Annotated in this window: 16 protein-coding genes and 1 tRNA gene; 9 read left to right on the forward strand and 8 right to left on the reverse strand. The window is 62.4% G+C overall.

What is annotated here, in order from left to right; translation table 11 throughout:
• Positions 1–103 precede the first annotated feature (103 nt).
• The 3 genes from CMV14_RS03560 (at position 104) to CMV14_RS03570 (ending at position 3,178) form a co-directional block, all read left to right on the forward strand.
• Positions 104–1,105 (forward strand): NAD(P)H-dependent flavin oxidoreductase, encoded by a 1,002-nt coding sequence (locus tag CMV14_RS03560; RefSeq protein ID WP_066959683.1) that lies wholly within the window; start codon positions 104–106, stop codon positions 1,103–1,105.
• Positions 1,102–1,731, forward strand: a complete 630-nt coding sequence (locus tag CMV14_RS03565) for a TetR/AcrR family transcriptional regulator (protein ID WP_066959681.1) — start codon at positions 1,102–1,104, stop codon at positions 1,729–1,731. The genes CMV14_RS03560 and CMV14_RS03565 overlap by 4 nt, the downstream gene beginning before the upstream one ends.
• Before the next feature lie 277 nt (positions 1,732–2,008).
• Positions 2,009–3,178, forward strand: a complete 1,170-nt coding sequence (locus CMV14_RS03570) for a tyrosine-type recombinase/integrase (protein ID WP_066959679.1) — start codon at positions 2,009–2,011, stop codon at positions 3,176–3,178.
• Between the two features lie 210 nt (positions 3,179–3,388).
• Here the strand turns inward: CMV14_RS03570 and CMV14_RS03575 are convergent, their stop codons facing one another.
• Both CMV14_RS03575 and CMV14_RS03580 read right to left on the reverse strand, forming a co-directional pair.
• Positions 3,389–3,832: a helix-turn-helix domain-containing protein gene (locus CMV14_RS03575; RefSeq protein ID WP_217992406.1), complete on the reverse strand. Its 444-nt coding sequence runs from the start codon at positions 3,830–3,832 to the stop codon at positions 3,389–3,391.
• A 491-nt stretch (positions 3,833–4,323) separates the two neighbouring features.
• Positions 4,324–5,637: an FRG domain-containing protein gene (locus tag CMV14_RS03580; protein ID WP_066959796.1), complete on the reverse strand. Its 1,314-nt coding sequence runs from the start codon at positions 5,635–5,637 to the stop codon at positions 4,324–4,326.
• 426 nt (positions 5,638–6,063) lie between these two features.
• Between CMV14_RS03580 and CMV14_RS03585 the strand changes: the two genes are divergently transcribed.
• Positions 6,064–6,501 (forward strand): hypothetical protein, encoded by a 438-nt coding sequence (locus tag CMV14_RS03585; protein ID WP_066959677.1) that lies wholly within the window; start codon positions 6,064–6,066, stop codon positions 6,499–6,501.
• Positions 6,502–6,600: 99 nt separating this feature from the next.
• Here the strand turns inward: CMV14_RS03585 and CMV14_RS03590 are convergent.
• Positions 6,601–6,691 (reverse strand) — tRNA-Ser (locus CMV14_RS03590).
• A gap of 78 nt (positions 6,692–6,769) precedes the next feature.
• On the opposite strand from CMV14_RS03590, the gene CMV14_RS03595 reads away from it, so the two are divergent.
• Positions 6,770–7,675 carry a peptidylprolyl isomerase gene (locus CMV14_RS03595; RefSeq protein WP_066959675.1) on the forward strand — a complete coding sequence of 302 codons (906 nt, stop codon included), beginning with the start codon at positions 6,770–6,772 and terminating at the stop codon, positions 7,673–7,675.
• 132 nt (positions 7,676–7,807) lie between these two features.
• Here CMV14_RS03595 and groL read toward each other — a convergent pair whose 3' ends face one another.
• Positions 7,808–9,457 carry a chaperonin GroEL gene (gene groL, locus CMV14_RS03600; RefSeq protein ID WP_066959673.1) on the reverse strand — a complete coding sequence of 550 codons (1,650 nt, stop codon included), beginning with the start codon at positions 9,455–9,457 and terminating at the stop codon, positions 7,808–7,810.
• A gap of 48 nt (positions 9,458–9,505) precedes the next feature.
• Positions 9,506–9,793, reverse strand: coding sequence for a co-chaperone GroES (gene groES / locus CMV14_RS03605; RefSeq protein ID WP_066959671.1), 288 nt, complete (start codon positions 9,791–9,793; stop codon positions 9,506–9,508).
• A gap of 274 nt (positions 9,794–10,067) precedes the next feature.
• Here groES and lnt point away from each other — a divergent pair, with 274 nt between their 5' ends.
• The 4 genes from lnt to trmB all read left to right on the forward strand — a co-directional run bounded on the left by lnt (position 10,068) and on the right by trmB (position 14,428).
• Complete coding sequence (gene lnt, locus CMV14_RS03610; protein WP_096367666.1) at positions 10,068–11,726, forward strand: apolipoprotein N-acyltransferase; 1,659 nt, start codon at positions 10,068–10,070, stop codon at positions 11,724–11,726.
• A gap of 84 nt (positions 11,727–11,810) precedes the next feature.
• Positions 11,811–13,025, forward strand: coding sequence for a methionine adenosyltransferase (gene metK, locus CMV14_RS03615; RefSeq protein WP_066959669.1), 1,215 nt, complete (start codon positions 11,811–11,813; stop codon positions 13,023–13,025).
• Positions 13,026–13,185: 160 nt separating this feature from the next.
• Positions 13,186–13,755 carry a class I SAM-dependent methyltransferase gene (locus CMV14_RS03620; RefSeq protein WP_066959793.1) on the forward strand — a complete coding sequence of 190 codons (570 nt, stop codon included), beginning with the start codon at positions 13,186–13,188 and terminating at the stop codon, positions 13,753–13,755.
• Positions 13,748–14,428 (forward strand): tRNA (guanine(46)-N(7))-methyltransferase TrmB, encoded by a 681-nt coding sequence (gene trmB / locus CMV14_RS03625; protein ID WP_083215683.1) that lies wholly within the window; start codon positions 13,748–13,750, stop codon positions 14,426–14,428. Before CMV14_RS03620 ends, trmB begins: the two co-directional genes overlap by 8 nt.
• A 214-nt stretch (positions 14,429–14,642) precedes the next feature.
• On the opposite strand, the gene CMV14_RS03630 is transcribed toward trmB, so the two are convergent.
• The 3 genes from CMV14_RS03630 to CMV14_RS03640 form a co-directional block, all read right to left on the reverse strand.
• On the reverse strand, positions 14,643–15,320 hold the full coding sequence (locus CMV14_RS03630; RefSeq protein WP_139114675.1) for a TetR/AcrR family transcriptional regulator: 678 nt from the start codon (positions 15,318–15,320) through the stop codon (positions 14,643–14,645).
• A 72-nt stretch (positions 15,321–15,392) separates the two neighbouring features.
• Complete coding sequence (locus CMV14_RS03635; RefSeq protein ID WP_066959665.1) at positions 15,393–17,699, reverse strand: TonB-dependent receptor; 2,307 nt, start codon at positions 17,697–17,699, stop codon at positions 15,393–15,395.
• A gap of 34 nt (positions 17,700–17,733) precedes the next feature.
• On the reverse strand, positions 17,734–18,606 hold the full coding sequence (locus tag CMV14_RS03640) for an alpha/beta hydrolase (protein ID WP_066959663.1): 873 nt from the start codon (positions 18,604–18,606) through the stop codon (positions 17,734–17,736).
• Positions 18,607–18,701: the final 95 nt, after the last annotated feature.

Genomic DNA, 18,701 nt, shown 5'->3' on the forward strand with positions numbered 1-18,701 from the left:
GGCTGGGCCGGCTGTTCCCAGGGAAAGAAGTCGCGAGCGACAAGCGGGGCTTGCGAAACGTCGTATCTATAGGTAACAATGTTTCTATCAAGAGGAGAATCTCATGCGGACGCGAATAACCGAACTGTTTGGCATCCAGCATCCCATCATGCAGGGAGGCATGCATTTCGTCGGGCTGGCGGAACTCGCGGCGGCGGTTTCCAATGCCGGCGGACTGGGGATCATCACCGGTCTGACCCAGCGCACCCCCGAACTCCTCGCCCGAGAAATCGCCCGCTGCCGGGACATGACCGACAAGCCGTTCGGCGTGAACCTGACCTTCCTGCCGACCTTCAGCAAACCGCCCTATCCGGAATATATCCAGGCGATCGCCGAAGGCGGCGTGCGGATCGTGGAGACGGCAGGGCGCAGCCCGGAAGCCCATATGCCGGCCCTCAAGACGGCTGGCATCAAGGTGATCCACAAATGCACCTCGGTGCGGCATGCGCTGAAGGCCGAAGCGATCGGGTGCGACGCGGTGAGCGTCGACGGCTTCGAATGCGGCGGCCATCCCGGTGAAGACGATATTCCGAACATGATCCTGCTGCCCACCGCCGCCGACCGGCTGCGCATCCCGTTTCTAGCGTCGGGCGGAATGGCCGATGCGCGCAGCCTGGTCGCCTCGCTGGCGCTGGGCGCGGACGGCATAAACATGGGCACCCGCTTCCTCGCCACGCAGGAAGCTCCGGTGCACGACAATGTCAAAAAGGCGCTGCTGGAAGCAAAGGAGACCGATACCCGGCTGATCATGCGGTCCCTGCGCAACACCGAGCGGGTGCTCAACAATTCCAATGTCGCGCGCCTCGTCGAGATCGAGCGGGAGAAGGGCGACAGCTTGACCATCGACGACATCCATGATCTCGTCGCGGGCGTGTATCCGAAGGTGATGGTCGATGGCGACATGGATGCCGGCGCGTGGAGTTGCGGCATGTCCGTCGGCCTGATCCACGATATTCCGACGGTTGCCGTGCTGATCGGCCGGATCATGGCCGAGGCCGAGACCCTGATCCGCCAGCGCCTGGCGGGCGTGCTCGACACGGCTGATCCCGAGCCCGCCCTCGCATGACGTCGGTTCCGGACGTCAGGCGCTTCGGCGACGTTCGGGCCGTGCGTGCCACCATGGAAGGCGAGACCCGCGCCGCCCTGCTGGACGCTGCCGCGGTGCTGCTCAGCGAGGAGGGGCCGTCGGCTTTGACCGTTCGCCGGGTGGCCGACGCGGTCAACGCGTCGACCAAGATGATCTACACCCATTTCGGCGGCAAGGATGGCCTGTTCAACGCCCTTTATCTGCACAGCTTTGCCGGCCTGACCCGCGCCTTCCAGGCCGAGCTGGCCGAGCAGGATCCGTTTGCGCGGCTCGAGAAGATGATTGCCGCCTATCGCGCCTTCGCACTGGGCGAGGCGTCGCTCTACAATGTGATGTTCGGGGATCTGGGCCGAGCCTGGCAGGCCCCCGTCGAAAGCCGGCGCCAGGCCTGGACCAGCTTCGAGACGCTTCGCGACACGGTCAGGCTCTGCCTCCCGCCGGAGCGCGCCGCGGAAGCCAGCAGGATCAGTTATCTGTTGTGGGCGGCCATGCATGGCGTCGTGAGCCTCGAACTCCGCAAGCTGCTGGGAAATGCCGAGGACGGCCAACAACTCTACGGGCTTGCCGTATCATCCGTCTACGAGGCCCAGGGGCTGCGGCGATAGGGGCCAACCGCCTTTCGCACCATGGAGAGAGGATTCCGCAAGGGGCCGTCACGGGCGCTATGAGCGCGCCACCGTGATGCGGCGGCATGCCGATCAGGTAGTGTCGTCCGGATTGGCATGGAGATGGCGGCGCGGGAGTCTGTTGGAATCTCGTTCGTGATGGTTCGCCGTCAGTCAGAAATCTCAGGAATTACCGGGTAATTCCTGTTTCTGCGATTCCCTAGATTCGATCACGTTCCTACAGATTCGGCTCATTTAATGGGAAGGATTTTGGGAAGTGGGAAAGCTGACGGCATTGAGGGTCAAGAGCCTGAAAACGCCCGGTCGCTATGCCGATGGCGACTGCCTGTATCTCTATGTCCATAGCGCTGAAAGCCGCTCATGGATGTTGCGGGTGCAGTTCCAAGGCAAGGTGGCTGAGATGGGACTCGGGTCTGAAAAGGTCATCTCACTCGCGGAGGCCCGAGAGATCGCCGCGACCAATCGCAAGCTGTTCAAGGCGGGCATCGATCCACGCGCTCTCAAGCGCATCGCCGCAGCGCAGCCAACCGTTCCAACCTTCGAACAGGCGGCGGAGCAGGTTCACCGTGACCGGCAAGCTGGATGGCGCAACGGCAAGCATCAGGTGCAATGGCTCTCCTCTCTGCGGATGCACGCATTTCCGACCTTGGGAAAAATGCTGCCCGATGAGATCGACGCCGCCCAGATTATCGAAACCCTGCTGCCAATCTGGCAAAAGCGGCCTGAGACGGCGCGACGTGTGAAGCAGCGCATCCTCATCGTCCTGAATTGGGCGAATTCGAAGGGATATCGCAATACTGAGGCACCGCTCCGCGCTGTCGAAGCCGGGTTAGCACGGCAACCGAAGAAGGATCGCCATTTCGCGGCGCTTCCATACACCGAAGCCTCTGATCTATTGCGGAGATTGGAAGCGAACATGTCGAGCGGTCGGCTTGCTCTCCGATTTCTCATCCTCACTGCTGCCCGTTCCGGGGAAGTCCGGGGGGCGACTTGGGGCGAGATTGATTTCGCAGCCAAACTTTGGACCATTCCTGCTGGGCGTATGAAAGCAGGGCGAGAGCACGTCGTACCGCTATCTCCCGCCGCGCTTTCCGTGCTGCGGTGCGCTCATCAGGGCAGGACGGGCAAGACCGGCGACGCCGAACCGATCTTTCCCGGGCAGCGTGGCGGACAATTGTCGGACATGACGCTGACGAAGGTTCTGCGAACCGCTACGTCGGAATCAGCGACTGTCCACGGCTTTCGATCCAGCTTTCGAGATTGGGCTGCGGAAAAAACGGACTTCGACGGGGCGGTCGTGGAGGCGGCGCTCGCTCACACCAACCCGAACAAGGTAGAAGCGGCCTATCGACGGACGAACTATTTGGAAAAGCGCCGCCGACTCATGAGGCTGTGGGCCGTGTTTTTGAGGCGAGGCAGCGCCTGAGTGCGTGATGCAGCGGGGAAGGTCGCCCGCCTCCGGCAATGGACCGCTGCGTTCGCGTTGGATCGTCAAGGAGCGTGTGCGGGTTGAGAAGCGATTTGTTCGCGGACGTTCGACACGGTTTCATAGCTGTCCAACAGGGACGGTCTAATTCGCCGACGTTGGAGGCCGGTCGCGATTGTACGAGGCCGACCTCCAACAACTGATGCACACCTAACTTGTTCGTTGAAGTTCGCGACGCGCCAGAATCTGTTCCGCCTCTGCTCGGCGTGCTCTGTAAGCCTTGGTGTAAAGGCTTTGGTCTCTGTTGTGCAGGATGCTCAGCGGAATGGGGTCCATGTTCCGTTCGATTGCTCTCAGCGCCTCTTCGCGCGCCTCTGGCGTCATGGTTGGGGGTGCTGCCTCGATCAAGTCGGCAGAATCATTGCTGCAATCGGTTGTTGGTGAGTGGGGCGTAAGTAGCTGTTCTAGATCGTCGCTTCGAATAAGTGTACGTTTCCCGAGTTTAACCACGGGAAGCCGGCCTTGCTTGATAATGGCGTATAGCGTCGTTCGACCGAGGCCGGTCGCTTTTGCGACCTCATCGATACTGTAAGCCAATCGAGCATTGTTAGTGATGGAACGAGTTGAGGGGGGTGCAATCATTTCGTCCTCCATGGTTGGAAAGACTCATTGAAAGCGTACAACAGAGAACGCAATCGAGCATAACCGTACTTACCGGGTAAGAGTTAAGATAATTCGGTCTGTATATCTGTCACTCACCGGCGTAGCACATTGTTGAAGATCCGTAATGAAATGAACTTGAACTCCGTTCATAAGGAGGGTCACTTTTTTTAGAATTAACTGGTAACTCTATCTCTCTTTATTTTAAACTCAATGTCTGAAAATTGATTCAGAAAATATAATAAATATAAAGGCTTAGTCAGAGTTATCCGGTAAAAATCAAAAAAGTGACTTTGCTATAGACCGAAGGTCAGGCGCTTTGAGCCGTTCGTTGGGGTGGCCTCCTACGCCATTATTCCACGGACTGGTCTGTGAGGGCCGTGTGGCATGGATAACCTTTAGGCGGCTCTCGGTGTGCTCTATTTGGCTCAACGCGCTCTAAGGGAGCTCCTAGGCCCTTATAGAAGCATATTTCGTCGAGACTGTCATAATTCGAACGAACTTGGCTCTCGGAGGAAGGCTTCTGCGATATGGAGAGCCGAAACATGTTGATTGTGAACATGAGCATCCCCGCACGGGCACTCATCGACATGCGCTTCTCGCAACCACATGCCATTTGTCCCTCGGCGATAGAACCATCCGGTATTAAAGCCAGCGCGGGTCATTTCGAGTCCCGGATGTTCAACAAGCAGTTCACAAATCTCGAACAGATCGTCGGCGCGTGGGATGACGCCAATCCCTTTCTGGTACATCGTCAAATGCCCCATGTTGGCGTGTTGGATCAGTTCATCAATCTCGAAGGCTACGGTGCCGTGCTTGGATATGAGCGCCTCGACGTTTGGAAAAAGCATCGGCGTAGCTTTGTCTGCTGATCCAAAAAGCACGATGTTTGGAACGTTGACGCTTATACCCCCCACTGGATCCCCGTCGATTGACTTGAACGTCTCGACTATCTTGGCTCCACGGAAAAATGCCGTCCGTGGCCAAGCAATTTTGACGTAACTCTCGTGATATTCTGGCAAATCGAGCGCGCGCTTCATGGAAGGTATCTGGATTTTCGAATCTCGGGCGGCTTCAATCTCTCGCCAAGGCAGGCCTAGAAGGGCGTCGAGAATCGGATCGTCCGACGCCGGTGGGAACAGTGCATTTGTGTCAGTCTTGCCGTGTGATGCCGCATAATCTCGCAACAGCCCACGATCCGCAGTTATCTGCGCTCGAAAGCATTCGATTGGTACAGGAGCGTTGCGAAGCGGGCCGATCAGCCATGCAGCTTGAGCAGCGGTTCGCGGTCTGAAGCCCTCAATTGATAGAGCCGCCAAATCGATCAAGCCGCACCGAGCGGCAGCCATTTTGTCGAGAACATAGAGATGCCCTTCGCCCTGCTTGAAATCATATCGCGCCATACGCTTGCGCAGCCACACGGGCCGTTCGGTGCAATCCTCGCTCATCTCGATGGTGGCGCGATCGGAATAGGAGTGGCTAGCAAACCATGCTGCGACACTCGGATCAGCGGAGCAATCGATATAGAATGACCGCCAGCCGTAATGCTGAAGTAGCGCTTGCTCGAAATCGAGATGGTTGTCTCGTCGCCCTATGAATACATCAAGCACGTTCCTCGCGTAACGACTCCACTTCAGCATCTCGCTAGGGATGCAGCCCCGCCGGTCGAAAGAAGTTTGAACAGAAGGTTTTCCAAGATCGCCAAAATGAGTGCTCTGGCCTCGAAAAAGGGCATCATTACCTAACTCCGCGATCAGGCTCTCCAACTCGTCGAGGGATTTCGCAGTATATAGTTTCAATGTCCGGCCCGCCATTTAAGCAATTGGCAATGAGCATATCACCGCAGAGTGATGATTGCCCAGCCTTGCGCGACGTGGGCTGAAATATGCGACGCGACGCGGGCGTCCCTGAGGCCCCGCCGGGCCAGAATCACGAAAAAATACGATGCGATCGTAGACGGGACTATCGGGGTTTGTTGAAATCTAACCCCCAATTTTCCGTGTTACCCTTCCTGGCGGCGTGACAATGCCGCCCAATCTCTCTACACTCTCGCCGTCGCTCCGATCTTAGTCGTGAGGCGCGACCCGCATCGCGCGGTGAACACAGGCCTCGACTTCGGTCGGGCGGCCTGCGGAATACAATACCTTCGGGGAATACGCGGGGCGCGTGTTCCCTGTGTTCAACGTGCGACTAACCGACCCGGCTGGCGGGTCGGGCGGATGAACATGGGGATGATCGTGCTCGGATTCGTGCTGGCGGCGGGCCTCGCTGCGTCGTCGATTGCGTCAGTGACCGCTATCTCCTGTGAAGGAGACTTTGTAAAATCAGGCACTTCGTCGGGGACGAAGGTCACGCGGCAAACGAGAACCTACATCTTGGATGGCGGACAAAAGAAGGTGTTTCTCTACGCGGACGGTGAGAAAATCGACGTGTGCGCTCAGATCGCGCGCTGCGGGATGTCATACGGCGAGACTGAAATTTCATTCGTCGCTACCGATGATGCCGGGTTCATGAACGTGTTCCGCATCGACCGGCTTGGAGGGACGATGAAATACGACCTCCTGCAAACGACAGGCTCCATGTCGCTTACATTCACTTTCGATGGCGTCTGCAAGCCGACAACAATCCGCAAACCAGCGCCGGGCAAGACGCCCCTGTTTTAATCATTGAGCCTATGCTGAACGGAAAGTGGGAAGAATAGTGGGAAGGTATCGGCGGCCTGCACCAAAGCGCCCGGTTTACGGGCCTTAATTGCAGGCGGCTGGCGGAGCGGGAGGGATTCGAACCCTCGATACGGTTTTGCCGTATACTCACTTTCCAGGCGAGCGCCTTCGACCACTCGGCCACCGCTCCGCTTTCACGCTGGAAGGCGGCTCCCTAGCCGTTGGCGGCGGCTTCCGCAAGGCGTGGGAGCATGTATCATGCCCGCCCATGAAGCATCGTCTCGCGTTATCGCTCCGCATCGCCCTGCCGGCCTCCCTCGCGGGCGTGCTGGCGGCGGCCTCGCCGCCTTCCAAACCGCTTACGCCATCGGAAATCGTCGCCCGGGCGCCGCCCTCGGCATGGGCCGCCGTGCCGGACGATGATCTGCTGGTGATCGATCTCGACAATCGCCAGCGGGTCGCCATCGCGCTCGCGCCCGATTTCGCGCCCGTCCATGTCGCCAATATCCGCAGGCTGGCCCGCGCCGGCTGGTTCACCGGCATCACCATCAATCGCGTTCAGGACAATTACGTCACCCAATGGGGCGACGCGACCGAGAAGAAGCCCCTGCCGGCCGATGTGGTCGCCCATCCGCCCGCGGAATATGAGCGCCCGCTGAAGGGGCTCGGCTTCCGGGCGCTGGGCTATCGCGATGCCTATGCGGCACAGGCCGGTCATGCCGGCGGTTGGCCGGTGGCCACCGACGGGAAGCTGGCCTGGCTGACGCATTGCTATGCCATGGTCGGTGTGGGGCGGAACCTGGCACCCGACACGGGGACGGGGGCCGAACTCTATGCGGTGATCGGTCATGCGCCGCGTCATCTCGATCGCAACATCACCACGGTCGGCCGGGTCCTCGCCGGCATGGAGGCCTTGGCCGCCCTGCCGCGCGGCACCGAGGCGCTGGGGGTCTATAAGGAGGGTGTCGCCCGCCCGGCGATCGTCTCGGCACGGCTGGCGGCTGACATGCCCGCGGCCGGGCGCCCTCGCTTCGAGATCATGCGCAGCGACAGCATCGACTTCGCCAACTGGGTCTCGGCGCGTGCCAACCGCAAGGATGATTTCTTCATCCGGCCGGCGGGCGCGGTCGACATCTGCAACGCCATGCCGCCGGTGCGCCCGGCAGCGAAATAGAAAGGGGCCCGGAGATTTCTCCCCGGGCCCCTCTTTTTTGCTGGTCGGATGACCGGCCTAGCGAACGGGACTTTTTCGCGGTCGCGATCGAACCGCTGGCGGGCGAACCCGCCAGCGACGATCGCTCCGGGATTAGAAGTCCATGCCGCCCATGCCGCCCATGCCACCCATGCCGCCGCCCATCGGCATCGCCGGCTTGTCGTCGGGCGATTCGGAGATCGCCGCCTCGGTGGTGATGAGCAGGCCGGCGACCGAGGCCGCGTCCTGCAGCGCGGTGCGGACGACCTTGGTCGGGTCGATCACGCCGGCGGTGACGAGGTTCTCATAGACGTCGGTCGAGGCGTTGAAGCCCTTGGTCTCGTCATTCTCGCGCAGCAGGTTGCCCGAGATGACGGCACCGTCATGACCGGCATTCTGCGCGATCTGGCGAACCGGCGCCTGGATCGCACGGCGGATGATGTCCACGCCGCGGGTCTGGTCGTCGTTGATGCCCTTCAGGCCTTCGAGCGCCTTGGTGGCATAGAGGAGAGCCGTGCCGCCGCCGGGAACGATGCCCTCTTCGACCGCCGCGCGGGTCGCGTGGAGAGCGTCGTCGACGCGATCCTTGCGCTCCTTGACCTCGACTTCGGTCGAACCGCCGACCTTGATCACGGCAACGCCGCCGGCGAGCTTGGCGAGACGCTCCTGGAGCTTCTCACGGTCGTAATCGCTGGTGGTGTTCTCGATCTGGCGACGGATCGCTTCGACGCGGCCCTTGATCGCATCGGACGAACCGGCGCCATCGACGATGGTGGTGTTGTCCTTGTCGATGGTGACGCGCTTGGCGGTACCCAGCATGCCGATGGTGACGCTCTCGAGCTTGATGCCGAGATCTTCCGAGATCATCTCGCCCTGGGTCAGGATCGCGATGTCCTCGAGCATCGCCTTGCGGCGATCGCCGAAGCCCGGCGCCTTGACGGCGGCGACCTTCAGGCCGCCACGCAGCTTGTTGACGACCAGGGTGGCAAGAGCCTCGCCCTCGATGTCCTCGGCGATGATCAGCAGCGGACGGCCCGACTGCACCACGGCCTCGAGGATCGGCAACATCGACTGCAGGTTCGACAGCTTCTTCTCGTGGATCAGGATGTACGGGTCGTTGAGCTCGACCAGCATCTTCTCCGGGTTGGTGATGAAGTAGGGCGACAGATAGCCGCGGTCGAACTGCATGCCTTCGACGACGTCGAGCTCGAAATCGAGACCCTTGGCTTCCTCGACGGTGATCACGCCTTCCTTGCCGACGCGCTCCATCGCCTCGGCGATCTTCTCGCCGACGACGGTGTCGCCGTTGGCCGAGATGATGCCGACCTGGGCGACTTCATTGGTGCCGGCAACCGGCTTCGAACGGGCCTTGAGGTCTTCGACGACCTTGGTCACGGCGAGATCGATGCCGCGCTTCAGGTCCATCGGGTTCATGCCGGCCGCGACCGACTTCATGCCCTCGCGGACGATCGCCTGGGCCAGCACGGTGGCGGTGGTGGTGCCGTCACCGGCGATGTCGTTGGTCTTCGAAGCGACTTCGCGGACCATCTGGGCGCCCATATTCTCGAACTTGTCCTTGAGTTCGATTTCCTTGGCGACGGTGACGCCGTCCTTGGTGATGCGGGGGGCGCCGAACGACTTGTCGATGACGACGTTGCGGCCCTTCGGCCCCAGCGTGACCTTCACCGCGTCGGCGAGGATGTCGACGCCGCGCAGGATGCGCTCACGGGCGTCGCGCGAAAACTTGACGTCTTTCGCTGCCATGATCTGAATTCCTCTGTCTAGTATGATGTGTCTAAGTGCGGAGAAGGCTTAGCCGACGATTCCCAGGATGTCGGATTCCTTCATGATCAGCAGGTCTTCACCGTTGATCTTGACCTCGGTGCCGGACCACTTGCCGAACAGGATGCGGTCGCCCGCCTTGACGTCGAGCGGGGTCACCTTGCCGTCATCGGCCTTGGCACCGCCACCGACGGCGACGACTTCGCCCTCCTGCGGCTTTTCCTTGGCGCTGTCGGGGATGATGATGCCACCGGCGGTCTTTTCCTCGGCTTCGACGCGGCGGACGAGCACGCGATCGTGCAGCGGACGGAAACTCATGCGCTTCACCCTTTCCTTCACATTTTTCGGGCGGGGGGCCGGGTCTGGTCCGCCGCCGAATCCCTCAGGTTGGAAACTTTTAGCACTCACCCGTGTTGAGTGCTAGCGGCGATATGTGTGGCAGCCCTTGAGCTGTCAAGCCGTCCTCACATCCTTTTTTTGACAGGCCCTGAGTCGGGCCCGGCCCGCATTTTTTCGTCAAGTTGGCGACACTCCCTTTCCGGGAGCGGGGCGGGCGGGATATGGGGAAGCGTCCAACCCATTCAAGCCGGTGATGCGAAAACTTCTTCCGTTCAAGATTCCGGCGATCATGTTCGGCCTGGGGCTCGCCTCGGCGCTGGGTTTCGCGCCGCTCAACTGGTGGCCGCTCACCCTGCTGTGCATCGCGGGGCTGATGTGGCTGCTGCTCGATGCCAGCCGGCTGCGGGCCGTGGCCCTGCGCGGCTGGTGCTTCGGAGTGGGCCACTTCACCTTCGGCAATAACTGGATCGCGCAGGCCTTCACCTTCCAGGAGTCGATGCCGCACTGGCTTGGCGCGATCGCGGTGTTCCTGCTGGCGCTCTATCTGGCGATCTTTCCGATGCTGGCTGCGATGCTGGCGTGGAGCCTGCACCGCCTGCCGCCCAGGCTGGAGGCGCGCCGCCGCCGGATCGAGCAGGCGCGCCGCCGCAGCAAGCTCAAGGGGCTGATCCCCGAGGGCATGGAACCCGCCCCCGTCTTTGTCGCCGCATCCGAGCCGAGCCCCTATGGCTTCCTGCCCCTGTTCGCGGGGAGCTGGGTGATCGCAGAATGGCTGCGCAGCATCGCCTTCACCGGCTTCGCCTGGAATCCGCTCGGCGCGGTCATGGTGTCGCCGGGCAGTGCCGAGCCGGCCTGGATGGGCCTCACCCCGCTGATCGGCACCTATGGGCTGTCCGGCTGGATGGTGCTGCTATCGGGCATCTGGCTGCTGGCGCTGCTGCCGGGCGGCAAGCGTGTGCGCTGGCAGCGGGTCGGCTGGGCGCTGCTCGTCGCGATGCTGGCCCAGATATTGTCGGCCTGGATGCTGCGCCCGCTGCCCCCGCGGGAGGCGCCTCGGATCGTGGTCGTCCAGCCCAACATCAACCAGAACGAGAAATGGGACCCGAAACTCCAGATCGCCAATTTCCGGCGGCTGAGCGAGCTGACGGGTCGCCCCGTGCCGGGCGCTCCGCCCCGGCTGGTGCTGTGGCCCGAGGCCGCCACCGCCGATTTCCTGGAGCTCCAGCCCGAGGCGCGCGCTCGGATTGCCGCGCTGCTGGGGCCCCGCGACAAGATATTGCTGGGTGGCGACGCGCTGATCTTCGACAAGGCGGGCGATCTGGCGGGCGCGCGCAACAGCCTGTTCGCGCTCGATGCCGGCGGCGCGATCCTGGGCCGCTACGACAAGGCGCATCTCGTCCCCTATGGCGAATATCTCCCCGCGCGGCCGATCCTCTCGGCGATCGGCCTGTCGCGGCTGGTGCCGGGCGAAGTCGATTTCTGGCCGGGCCCGGGCCCCCGCACGATCGATGTGGCCGGGTTCGGCAAGGCCGGGATCCAGATCTGCTACGAGATCATCTTCTCGGGCGAGGTGATCGATGCCCGCAACCGGCCCGACTTCCTGTTCAACCCGTCGAACGACGCCTGGTTCGGCCGCTGGGGCCCGCCGCAGCATCTGGCCCAAGCGCGGTTGCGGGCCGCCGAGGAGGGGGTGCCCGTCATCCGGTCTACGCCCACCGGCATCTCCGCCGTCATCGATGCCGACGGACGGCTGCTGCACAGCCTGCCCTGGCGCAAGCCGGGGGCGATCGCGGCAACGCTGCCCGCGCCCAAGCCGGCGACGCCGTTTGCGCGCTTCGGCAATCTCTTGCCGCTGCTGTTCGCCGGGCTGCTCCTCGCGGCTGGAATTGCCATCACGCTCAAGCTCCGCTAAGCGAGATATAACGAAGTCTTTATATCCTGAATCGTGTCGATGCCGTATCAGGCCGCGATCATTTCGAGGGGTCCGTCAGTACCAATGCGCAGCAACTATCTCTTCACATCCGAAAGCGTGTCCGAAGGCCATCCCGACAAGGTCGCCGATCAGATCTCCGATGCGATCGTCGATCTGTTCCTGTCCAAGGATCCGGAGGCGCGCATCGCCTGCGAGACGCTGACCACCACCCAGCTCGTCGTGCTGGCCGGCGAGATTCGCTGCAAGGGGGTCTATGAGGACGGTGCCTGGGCGCCGGGCGCGCAGGAGGAGATCGAGAAGACCGTCCGCGAGACGGTTCGGCGGATTGGTTATGAGCAGGATGGCTTCCACTGGCAGAGCTTCCGCTTCGAGAACAACCTCCATGGCCAGTCGGCGCATATCGCCCAGGGCGTGGACGCCAGCGGCAACAAGGACGAGGGCGCCGGCGACCAGGGCATCATGTTCGGCTTCGCCTGCGATGAGACGCCCGACCTTATGCCGGCGACGCTCTACTACAGCCACAAGATCCTCGAGACGATGGCGGCCGACCGCCATTCGGGCGCCGCGCCCTTCCTCGAGCCCGACACCAAGAGCCAGGTAACGCTGCGCTTCGAGAACGGCAAGCCGGCCGCCGCGACCGCGATCGTCGTCTCCACCCAGCATGGCAAGGGCTATGACGACGGCGCCAAGGAAGCCGAGCTCAAATCCTATGTGAAGGGTGTCGTCGCCAAGGTGCTGCCGGGTGAGCTGCTCTCGGATCAGACCGTCTATCACATCAACCCGACCGGCAGCTTCGAGATCGGCGGCCCCGATGGCGACGCCGGCCTGACCGGCCGCAAGATCATCGTCGACACCTATGGCGGCGCTGCCCCCCATGGCGGCGGCGCGTTCAGCGGCAAGGATCCGACCAAGGTCGACCGTTCGGCCGCCTATATCACCCGGTACCTGGCGAAGAACATCGTCGCCGCCGGCCTTGCCCGCCGCTGCACGATCCAGCTCGCCTATGCCATCGGCGTGTCCGAGCCGCTGTCGCTCTATGTCGATACCCACGGCACCTGCGCCGAGGGCGTTACCGACGCGGCGATCGAAACCGCCATCCAGGGCATAAAGGAACTGGGCGGCCTCACCCCGCGCGGCATCCGTACCCATCTCGGCCTCAACAAGCCGATCTACCAGAAGACCGCAGCCTACGGCCATTTCGGACGCAAGGCTGAGGGTGATTTCTTCCCCTGGGAGCGGACCGATCTGGTCGACAAGCTCAAGGCGGCTTTCGCCTGATCCGGCCCCTGCGGCCGGAACCGATCAAGGGCGGCGGAGCGATCCGCCGCCCTTTTTCGTCGGAAGCATCGAAAATCGATCCTTATCGGGATGCTGCCTCTGGCCATCGCGCCCGCTCTCCGGCTAAGGCACCGCCATGGTGGCGAAGGCGGAGCGTGGCATGTCGGATCTCGCGGCCTTCCTGCGTGCGTGGGCGCGCGATCCGCTCAGCATCGCCGCCGTCGCGCCGTCGGGCCCATCGCTTGCCCGACTGATTACCGCCGAAATCACCGCCGACATGGCCCCCGTGATCGAACTCGGTCCTGGAACCGGGGTTTTTACCAAGGCTCTGATCGAACGCGGCCTACGCGAGGCCGATCTGATCCTGGTCGAGAGTGAGGCCGATTTCGCCCGGCTGCTGGAGGTCCGCTTCCCGCAGGCGCGCGTCCTCCAGGGGGATGCCGCGCGGGTGCGGCGCCATCGCGCGCTGCTGAACGGCGATCTTGCCGGCGCCACCATCTCCGGCCTGCCGGTGCTCAGCATGAACGCCGCGCAGCAGATGAAGATCATGCGCGGCTGCTTCGATCTGATGCGGCCGGGAGGGCGCTTCTACCAGTTCAGCTACAGCCCGGTATGCCCGGTGCGCCGTCCGGTGCTGGAGCGCCTGGGCCTGCGCGCGCGACGGCTGTCGAGCACCGTCCGCAACCTGCCGCCTGCCGCGGTCTATGAGATCAGCCGCATCGATGAATGATCCGCTGTCGATCCGCCGCCTCTACGGGCGGCGCCAGGGCCACAAGCTGCGCCAGGGCCAGGCCGAACTGGTCGATCGGCTGCTGCCCGAGATATCGGTCCCCGGACAGGGCGAACTGACCGCCGGAGTCCTGTTCGGCCGCGCCATGCCGCTGGAGCTGGAGATCGGCTTCGGCAGGGGCGAGCATATGGCTTGGCAGGCCAGCCAGCATCCGGACCACGGCTTCATCGGCTGCGAACCCTTCCTCGATGGGGTGGTCGGCGCGCTGATGAAGGTCGACGAACTGACCCTCGACAATGTCCGCATCCACATGGGCGACGCGATCGAGGTGCTCGAACGGCTTCCGGATGCCTCGCTGGAGCGCGCCTGGCTGCTCCATCCCGATCCATGGCCCAAGGCGCGCCACGCCAAGCGCCGCTTCATGAACGCCGGCCCGATCGGCCTGATCGCCAGGAAGATGAAGCCGGGCGGCGAGTTTCGCTTCGGCACCGATCATCCGGTCTATGTCCGCTGGGCGATGATGGTGATGGGCCGGTCCCCTGATTTCGAATGGCTGGGCGAGCGCCCGTCCGATTTCCTGACCCGCCCCGCCGACTGGCCCGAAACCCGTTACGAGGCCAAGGCGCGCGCCAAGGGGCACGAGGTCTGGTATATGACCTATCGGCGCCGTTGACGCGCTAGATTGCGACATTCCTCACTTCGCTACGCTGAGCTACTAGGAATTTAATCATTATTCCGGACAGTTGGTGATTGCCCGCCAGAGGGGGGGCACGAAGCCTTCTGCTTTGGCGATAACTGTAGCACCGCGCCTATAGGCAATGCAGCCAAGAGCGACAACGCCAACCGTGCGCCCGAATCGCCCGGCATTGCCGGACGATCCGTAGAAGTCAGCCTCCGGTGCCGAAAATCAGGTCGAGCATCTGTTGCTTCCAGATCCGCACTGCGCGCGCGACGAATGCAGCGTCCGGGTTCCGGATATACTCCACGGTCAACCCGCGGGTGACGGCGTTATTGAGCAACTGCACGCTCAAATGCCTTTCATCTTCGGAAATTCCGGCGGCGTGCAAGATGGAATAGGCCCACAAACGAACGCGTCTGTCGAAACGGCGGGTGCTGGGTCCCACCTCACGGTCGAGGTCCGGATCATTGCGACGCGCGAGATGAATTTCGAGAACAGCCGCCATCTCGGGTCGGCTAATCATCTCGAAATTCGCGTCGATCAGGTTTTCCATCGATTGTCGAGGCGAGCGTCCGCGTCGAATGGCTTCACGATAAACGCCAATCCGATAGGCGGAGAATTCAGCAGCGACCGCCGCCATCAGCTTCGCCTTGGTCGGAAATTGATGCTGAATCGCTCCGAGGCTCATGCCGGCAGCGTCACGGATGGCGTGCATCGTGGCCCCCGAATAGCCCTGGGCGCACAATACATCGCGGGCCGCAGCGATAACCTTGGCGCGGGTCGCTGCGCTGCGGTCGGCCTGACTGCGACGAGTTTTACGGGCAACGCTCGTCACGCGGGAGGTGTCTGCACCGATATTCGCCTCATCCATGAGCGAGGTTTCCACGGCCCCATTCGAAAATTCAACCCTGACGACGGTATCGATTGCAGACGCGGCCTCTTCCAACCTGACCTGTGGTCAGAAGTTCGAACTGAATCGAACACCGAACGTGCGCGGCTGCTGGACGATGCCGTTGCCCGTCCCGCCGGCGCCATCGCCGCTGAGGTAGTAGTATAGTCCCCGCGCATTCCCGACATTCGTCACATATAGTGCTAGCCGATGCTGGCCGAACTCGACCCCGCCTTGCAGGTTCACCGTATGGTAGCTCGGTAGCCGTTGATGACCGGTTTGCGGTGCCGCAAGGCCCCCGACGATGAAGTCCGAATTTCGCGATCCGACATAGGTCCAATCCGCCCCCACGAACGTCGTCGCCTCACCGCCGATCGGCACGCGATAGTCAAACCCGGCCGTATTCGTGAATGTCGGGACGTAGGGCAGGCGATCGCCCCGGGCGCCGCCGATCCCAGGAACGGCCAGCCGCAAATTAGCGTCGGTATAGGCGCCGTTGACAAAAAGCGACAGCTGCGGCGACGCCGCCAATCGCATCGCATATTCAACGCCGCGACTACGCGCCTTGCCGCCATTATCGGTAAAATTATTGGGAACGCCTGTATCCGGATCGACCACCGATGTCGGAATCTGGATATTCGTCCAGTCGACGGTGAACACCGAGACGTCGAAGCTCAGGCGGCGATCGAACAATTCGCCTTTCGCACCCAGTTCGTAATTGACCGTGGTGTCGGGGCCATAGCTGGTCCGGTAACCCGGCGGTTGCGTGGCCAGCGCCAGGTTGGGGCCGCCCGGCCGATACCCCGTTGCAGCCCGCGCATAAACCGTAACGCGCTCGGCCGGATGCCAGCTGATCGCGCCCGACCAGGTGACCTTTTCCTCCTTTGTCTTGGAGGGCTGATCCGTGACATCGACGAAGGATTGCGAAACGAATCCCGCGAAGCGCGTGGTCTGCGATCTTTGCCGATTGCGCGAATATCGGGCACCGCCCGTGACATCGACATTGGGTAGCGGATGCCAGGTCAGCTGGGCAAAGCCGGCTACCTCACGATAACGGGCGGGAACGGATAATCCGCCACCGGGCACCGGAACGGTCAGAATCACGGGCGGAGTGGTCACGCTGGTCACGTCGAAGAGCTGCGTGATCGAACTTTTTTCACGGGTATAGAAAAGGCCGGCGAGATAATCGATCGGCCCGGAGCCGGGCGCGGACGCAAGGCGGATTTCCTGGTTGATGCGCCGCACCGTGGTGAAATCGTTGCTGCGGATATCGACCGGTTGACCATAGGCCCCGCTGAGCACGTCACCGAAGGTCACACCCGGCGCCGCATTATAGTGGGTCAGAACCTTCCTGCGCTGAAAATTCATCTTCGCCAGGCTGGTGATGCTCGTGATGGACGCAAAGTCGGCGTCATAGTTCAACGTCGCGCTATACACTTGCGATCTGCGCTTTATCGGTTCGCCCAGGCGCAGATTGCGTTGCAATTCGCCCCCGTAGGCGATCGACGTGGCGTTCGCTGGCGGCGTGGCTGGCGTCAGCGCCGCTCCCACCAAATCGATGCTGGCGGGCGCATCGCGATCGTCGCGTTGCCAGATGCCGCTCAGGCGGACGCTGAACTCGGGACTCGCCTGCCACAACAGGCCGGCACGGACGCCGTAGCGCTCCCCGCTGTTCACGTCGCTCGCATTGCCCAGGGGATTGTCGATAAAGCCCGGCAGACGTTCGTAGAGCCCGGAAACGCGGATCGCGACGCTATCCTGAACGACCGGTAGGTTTACCGCTGCGCGAACGCTTCCTCCCGTTTGGCCCTTGTCGACATGATTGAGTTCCAACTGTGCCGATCCCTCGAAATGGGCCAGATTGGGCGCCTTCGTCACATATTTTATCAGCCCGCCAAGCGCTGAGGCGCCGTACAGCGTTCCCTGGGGGCCACGCAGCACCTCGATACGTTCGAGATCGTAGGTGTCGAAATTTGGCGTCGTGCTTTGCTGGTAAGACGATGAGGAGGTGAGCGGTACATCGTCGACGAGAATCGCGGTCGTCGCGCCCTGGCCGCTGGCGTTGAGCCCGCGAACGGTCAGTTGTGGACCAGTCAGCCCTTCGCTGAAGGAGATGCCCGGCGTGAAGGCTGCGAACTGTTCAATTCGCGTGAGGTTGCGCTGCGTCAATGCATCTCCGCTCACGGCGGTGACCGCGGACGGAACATCGATCAAGCGTTGCTCGCGCTTCTGCGCCGTTACGACGATCTCGTCGGGCACGGCCTGTGCCCCTTCCTCTTGTACGCCGCTTCCGGCCGATTGCGCCCAGGTTGCAGCGGGGGGCGTCAGGACAATGGCCAGCGCCGTGCCGGTGAGTCCTTTCTTCAGATTTCGCATATGATTCCTCCCAGTTTTGTGATTTCGATGTGCGTCAACCCGCCCGGCCCAGGGCGAAGCGCATGCCGTGAAGAATGGCGGCCGGCGCGGCCGAGATGTGATCGTCCTCGGCAAAGGCGACATGGCGCACATCCTTGAGGCCAGCGTCGCGCAGCGCTTCGGCGAAATCTCTCGCGCCATCGACCATGCGCGCGGCTCGCACCTGCGCCTGCGCTTCCTCAAGCGTCAGGCCCATCCCGTCGGGTACGCTCGTCGGCAAATCCTGCTCCTTGGCGCCGACGTCGACGAACACGCGCGGCTGTTGCGGCAGCGCCGCGAGCCGCTCCTTGAAAGCGGGAAGCTTCTGAAGCGCTGAAAAGCTGTTCCACCAGAGCGACGGGCTGCTGACGATGAACGACGCGAAGCTGCCCGGACGGGTCAACAGCGCATTGGCGGCGAAAAGCCCCCCCAGTGAATGGCCGAACAATATCTGCGCGCCGCCGACCGTCTGCGGATAACGCGCTGCGATCTCGGGCCGCAGCGTCTCTGTCAGGAAGGCAAGGAACGCGTCCGCGCCGCCGCTGCTTTCCCCGCCGATCGCCGTGCCGAACGACCCAAGCCCCTCAAGGGCCTCAGCGTCGATCGGCGGTGCGAGATCCGCTGTCCGCAGCCTCATGAAATCGGGGAACGCCGCATCATAGCCGATCCCGACGACATAATGCGCGGGAAATCCCTCTACCGTGGAAACCGCGCGCCCAATCTCCGCCGCCATGCCGAACAGGATGTCGCCGTCCAGAACATAGAGCACCGGCACGCACGCATCAGGCGTCTCGACCGCAGGGACCGCGACGCTGATCTGGAGCAACCCCTCGCGAAAGGGATGAGTGAGCGTGAATTGCTCGAGCGCCGCGCGAACGGAAAATTGCATCGAGTTCCTCCATCCGGCCGCTCTGAACCCGCGCGCCAATCATGAATTTTCACCACGGCGAGCCTGCGACACGCAATTCATCGGGCGGATTTACA

The organism is Rhizorhabdus dicambivorans (genome assembly GCF_002355275.1).
Taxonomy (GTDB): Bacteria; Pseudomonadota; Alphaproteobacteria; order Sphingomonadales; family Sphingomonadaceae; genus Rhizorhabdus; species Rhizorhabdus dicambivorans.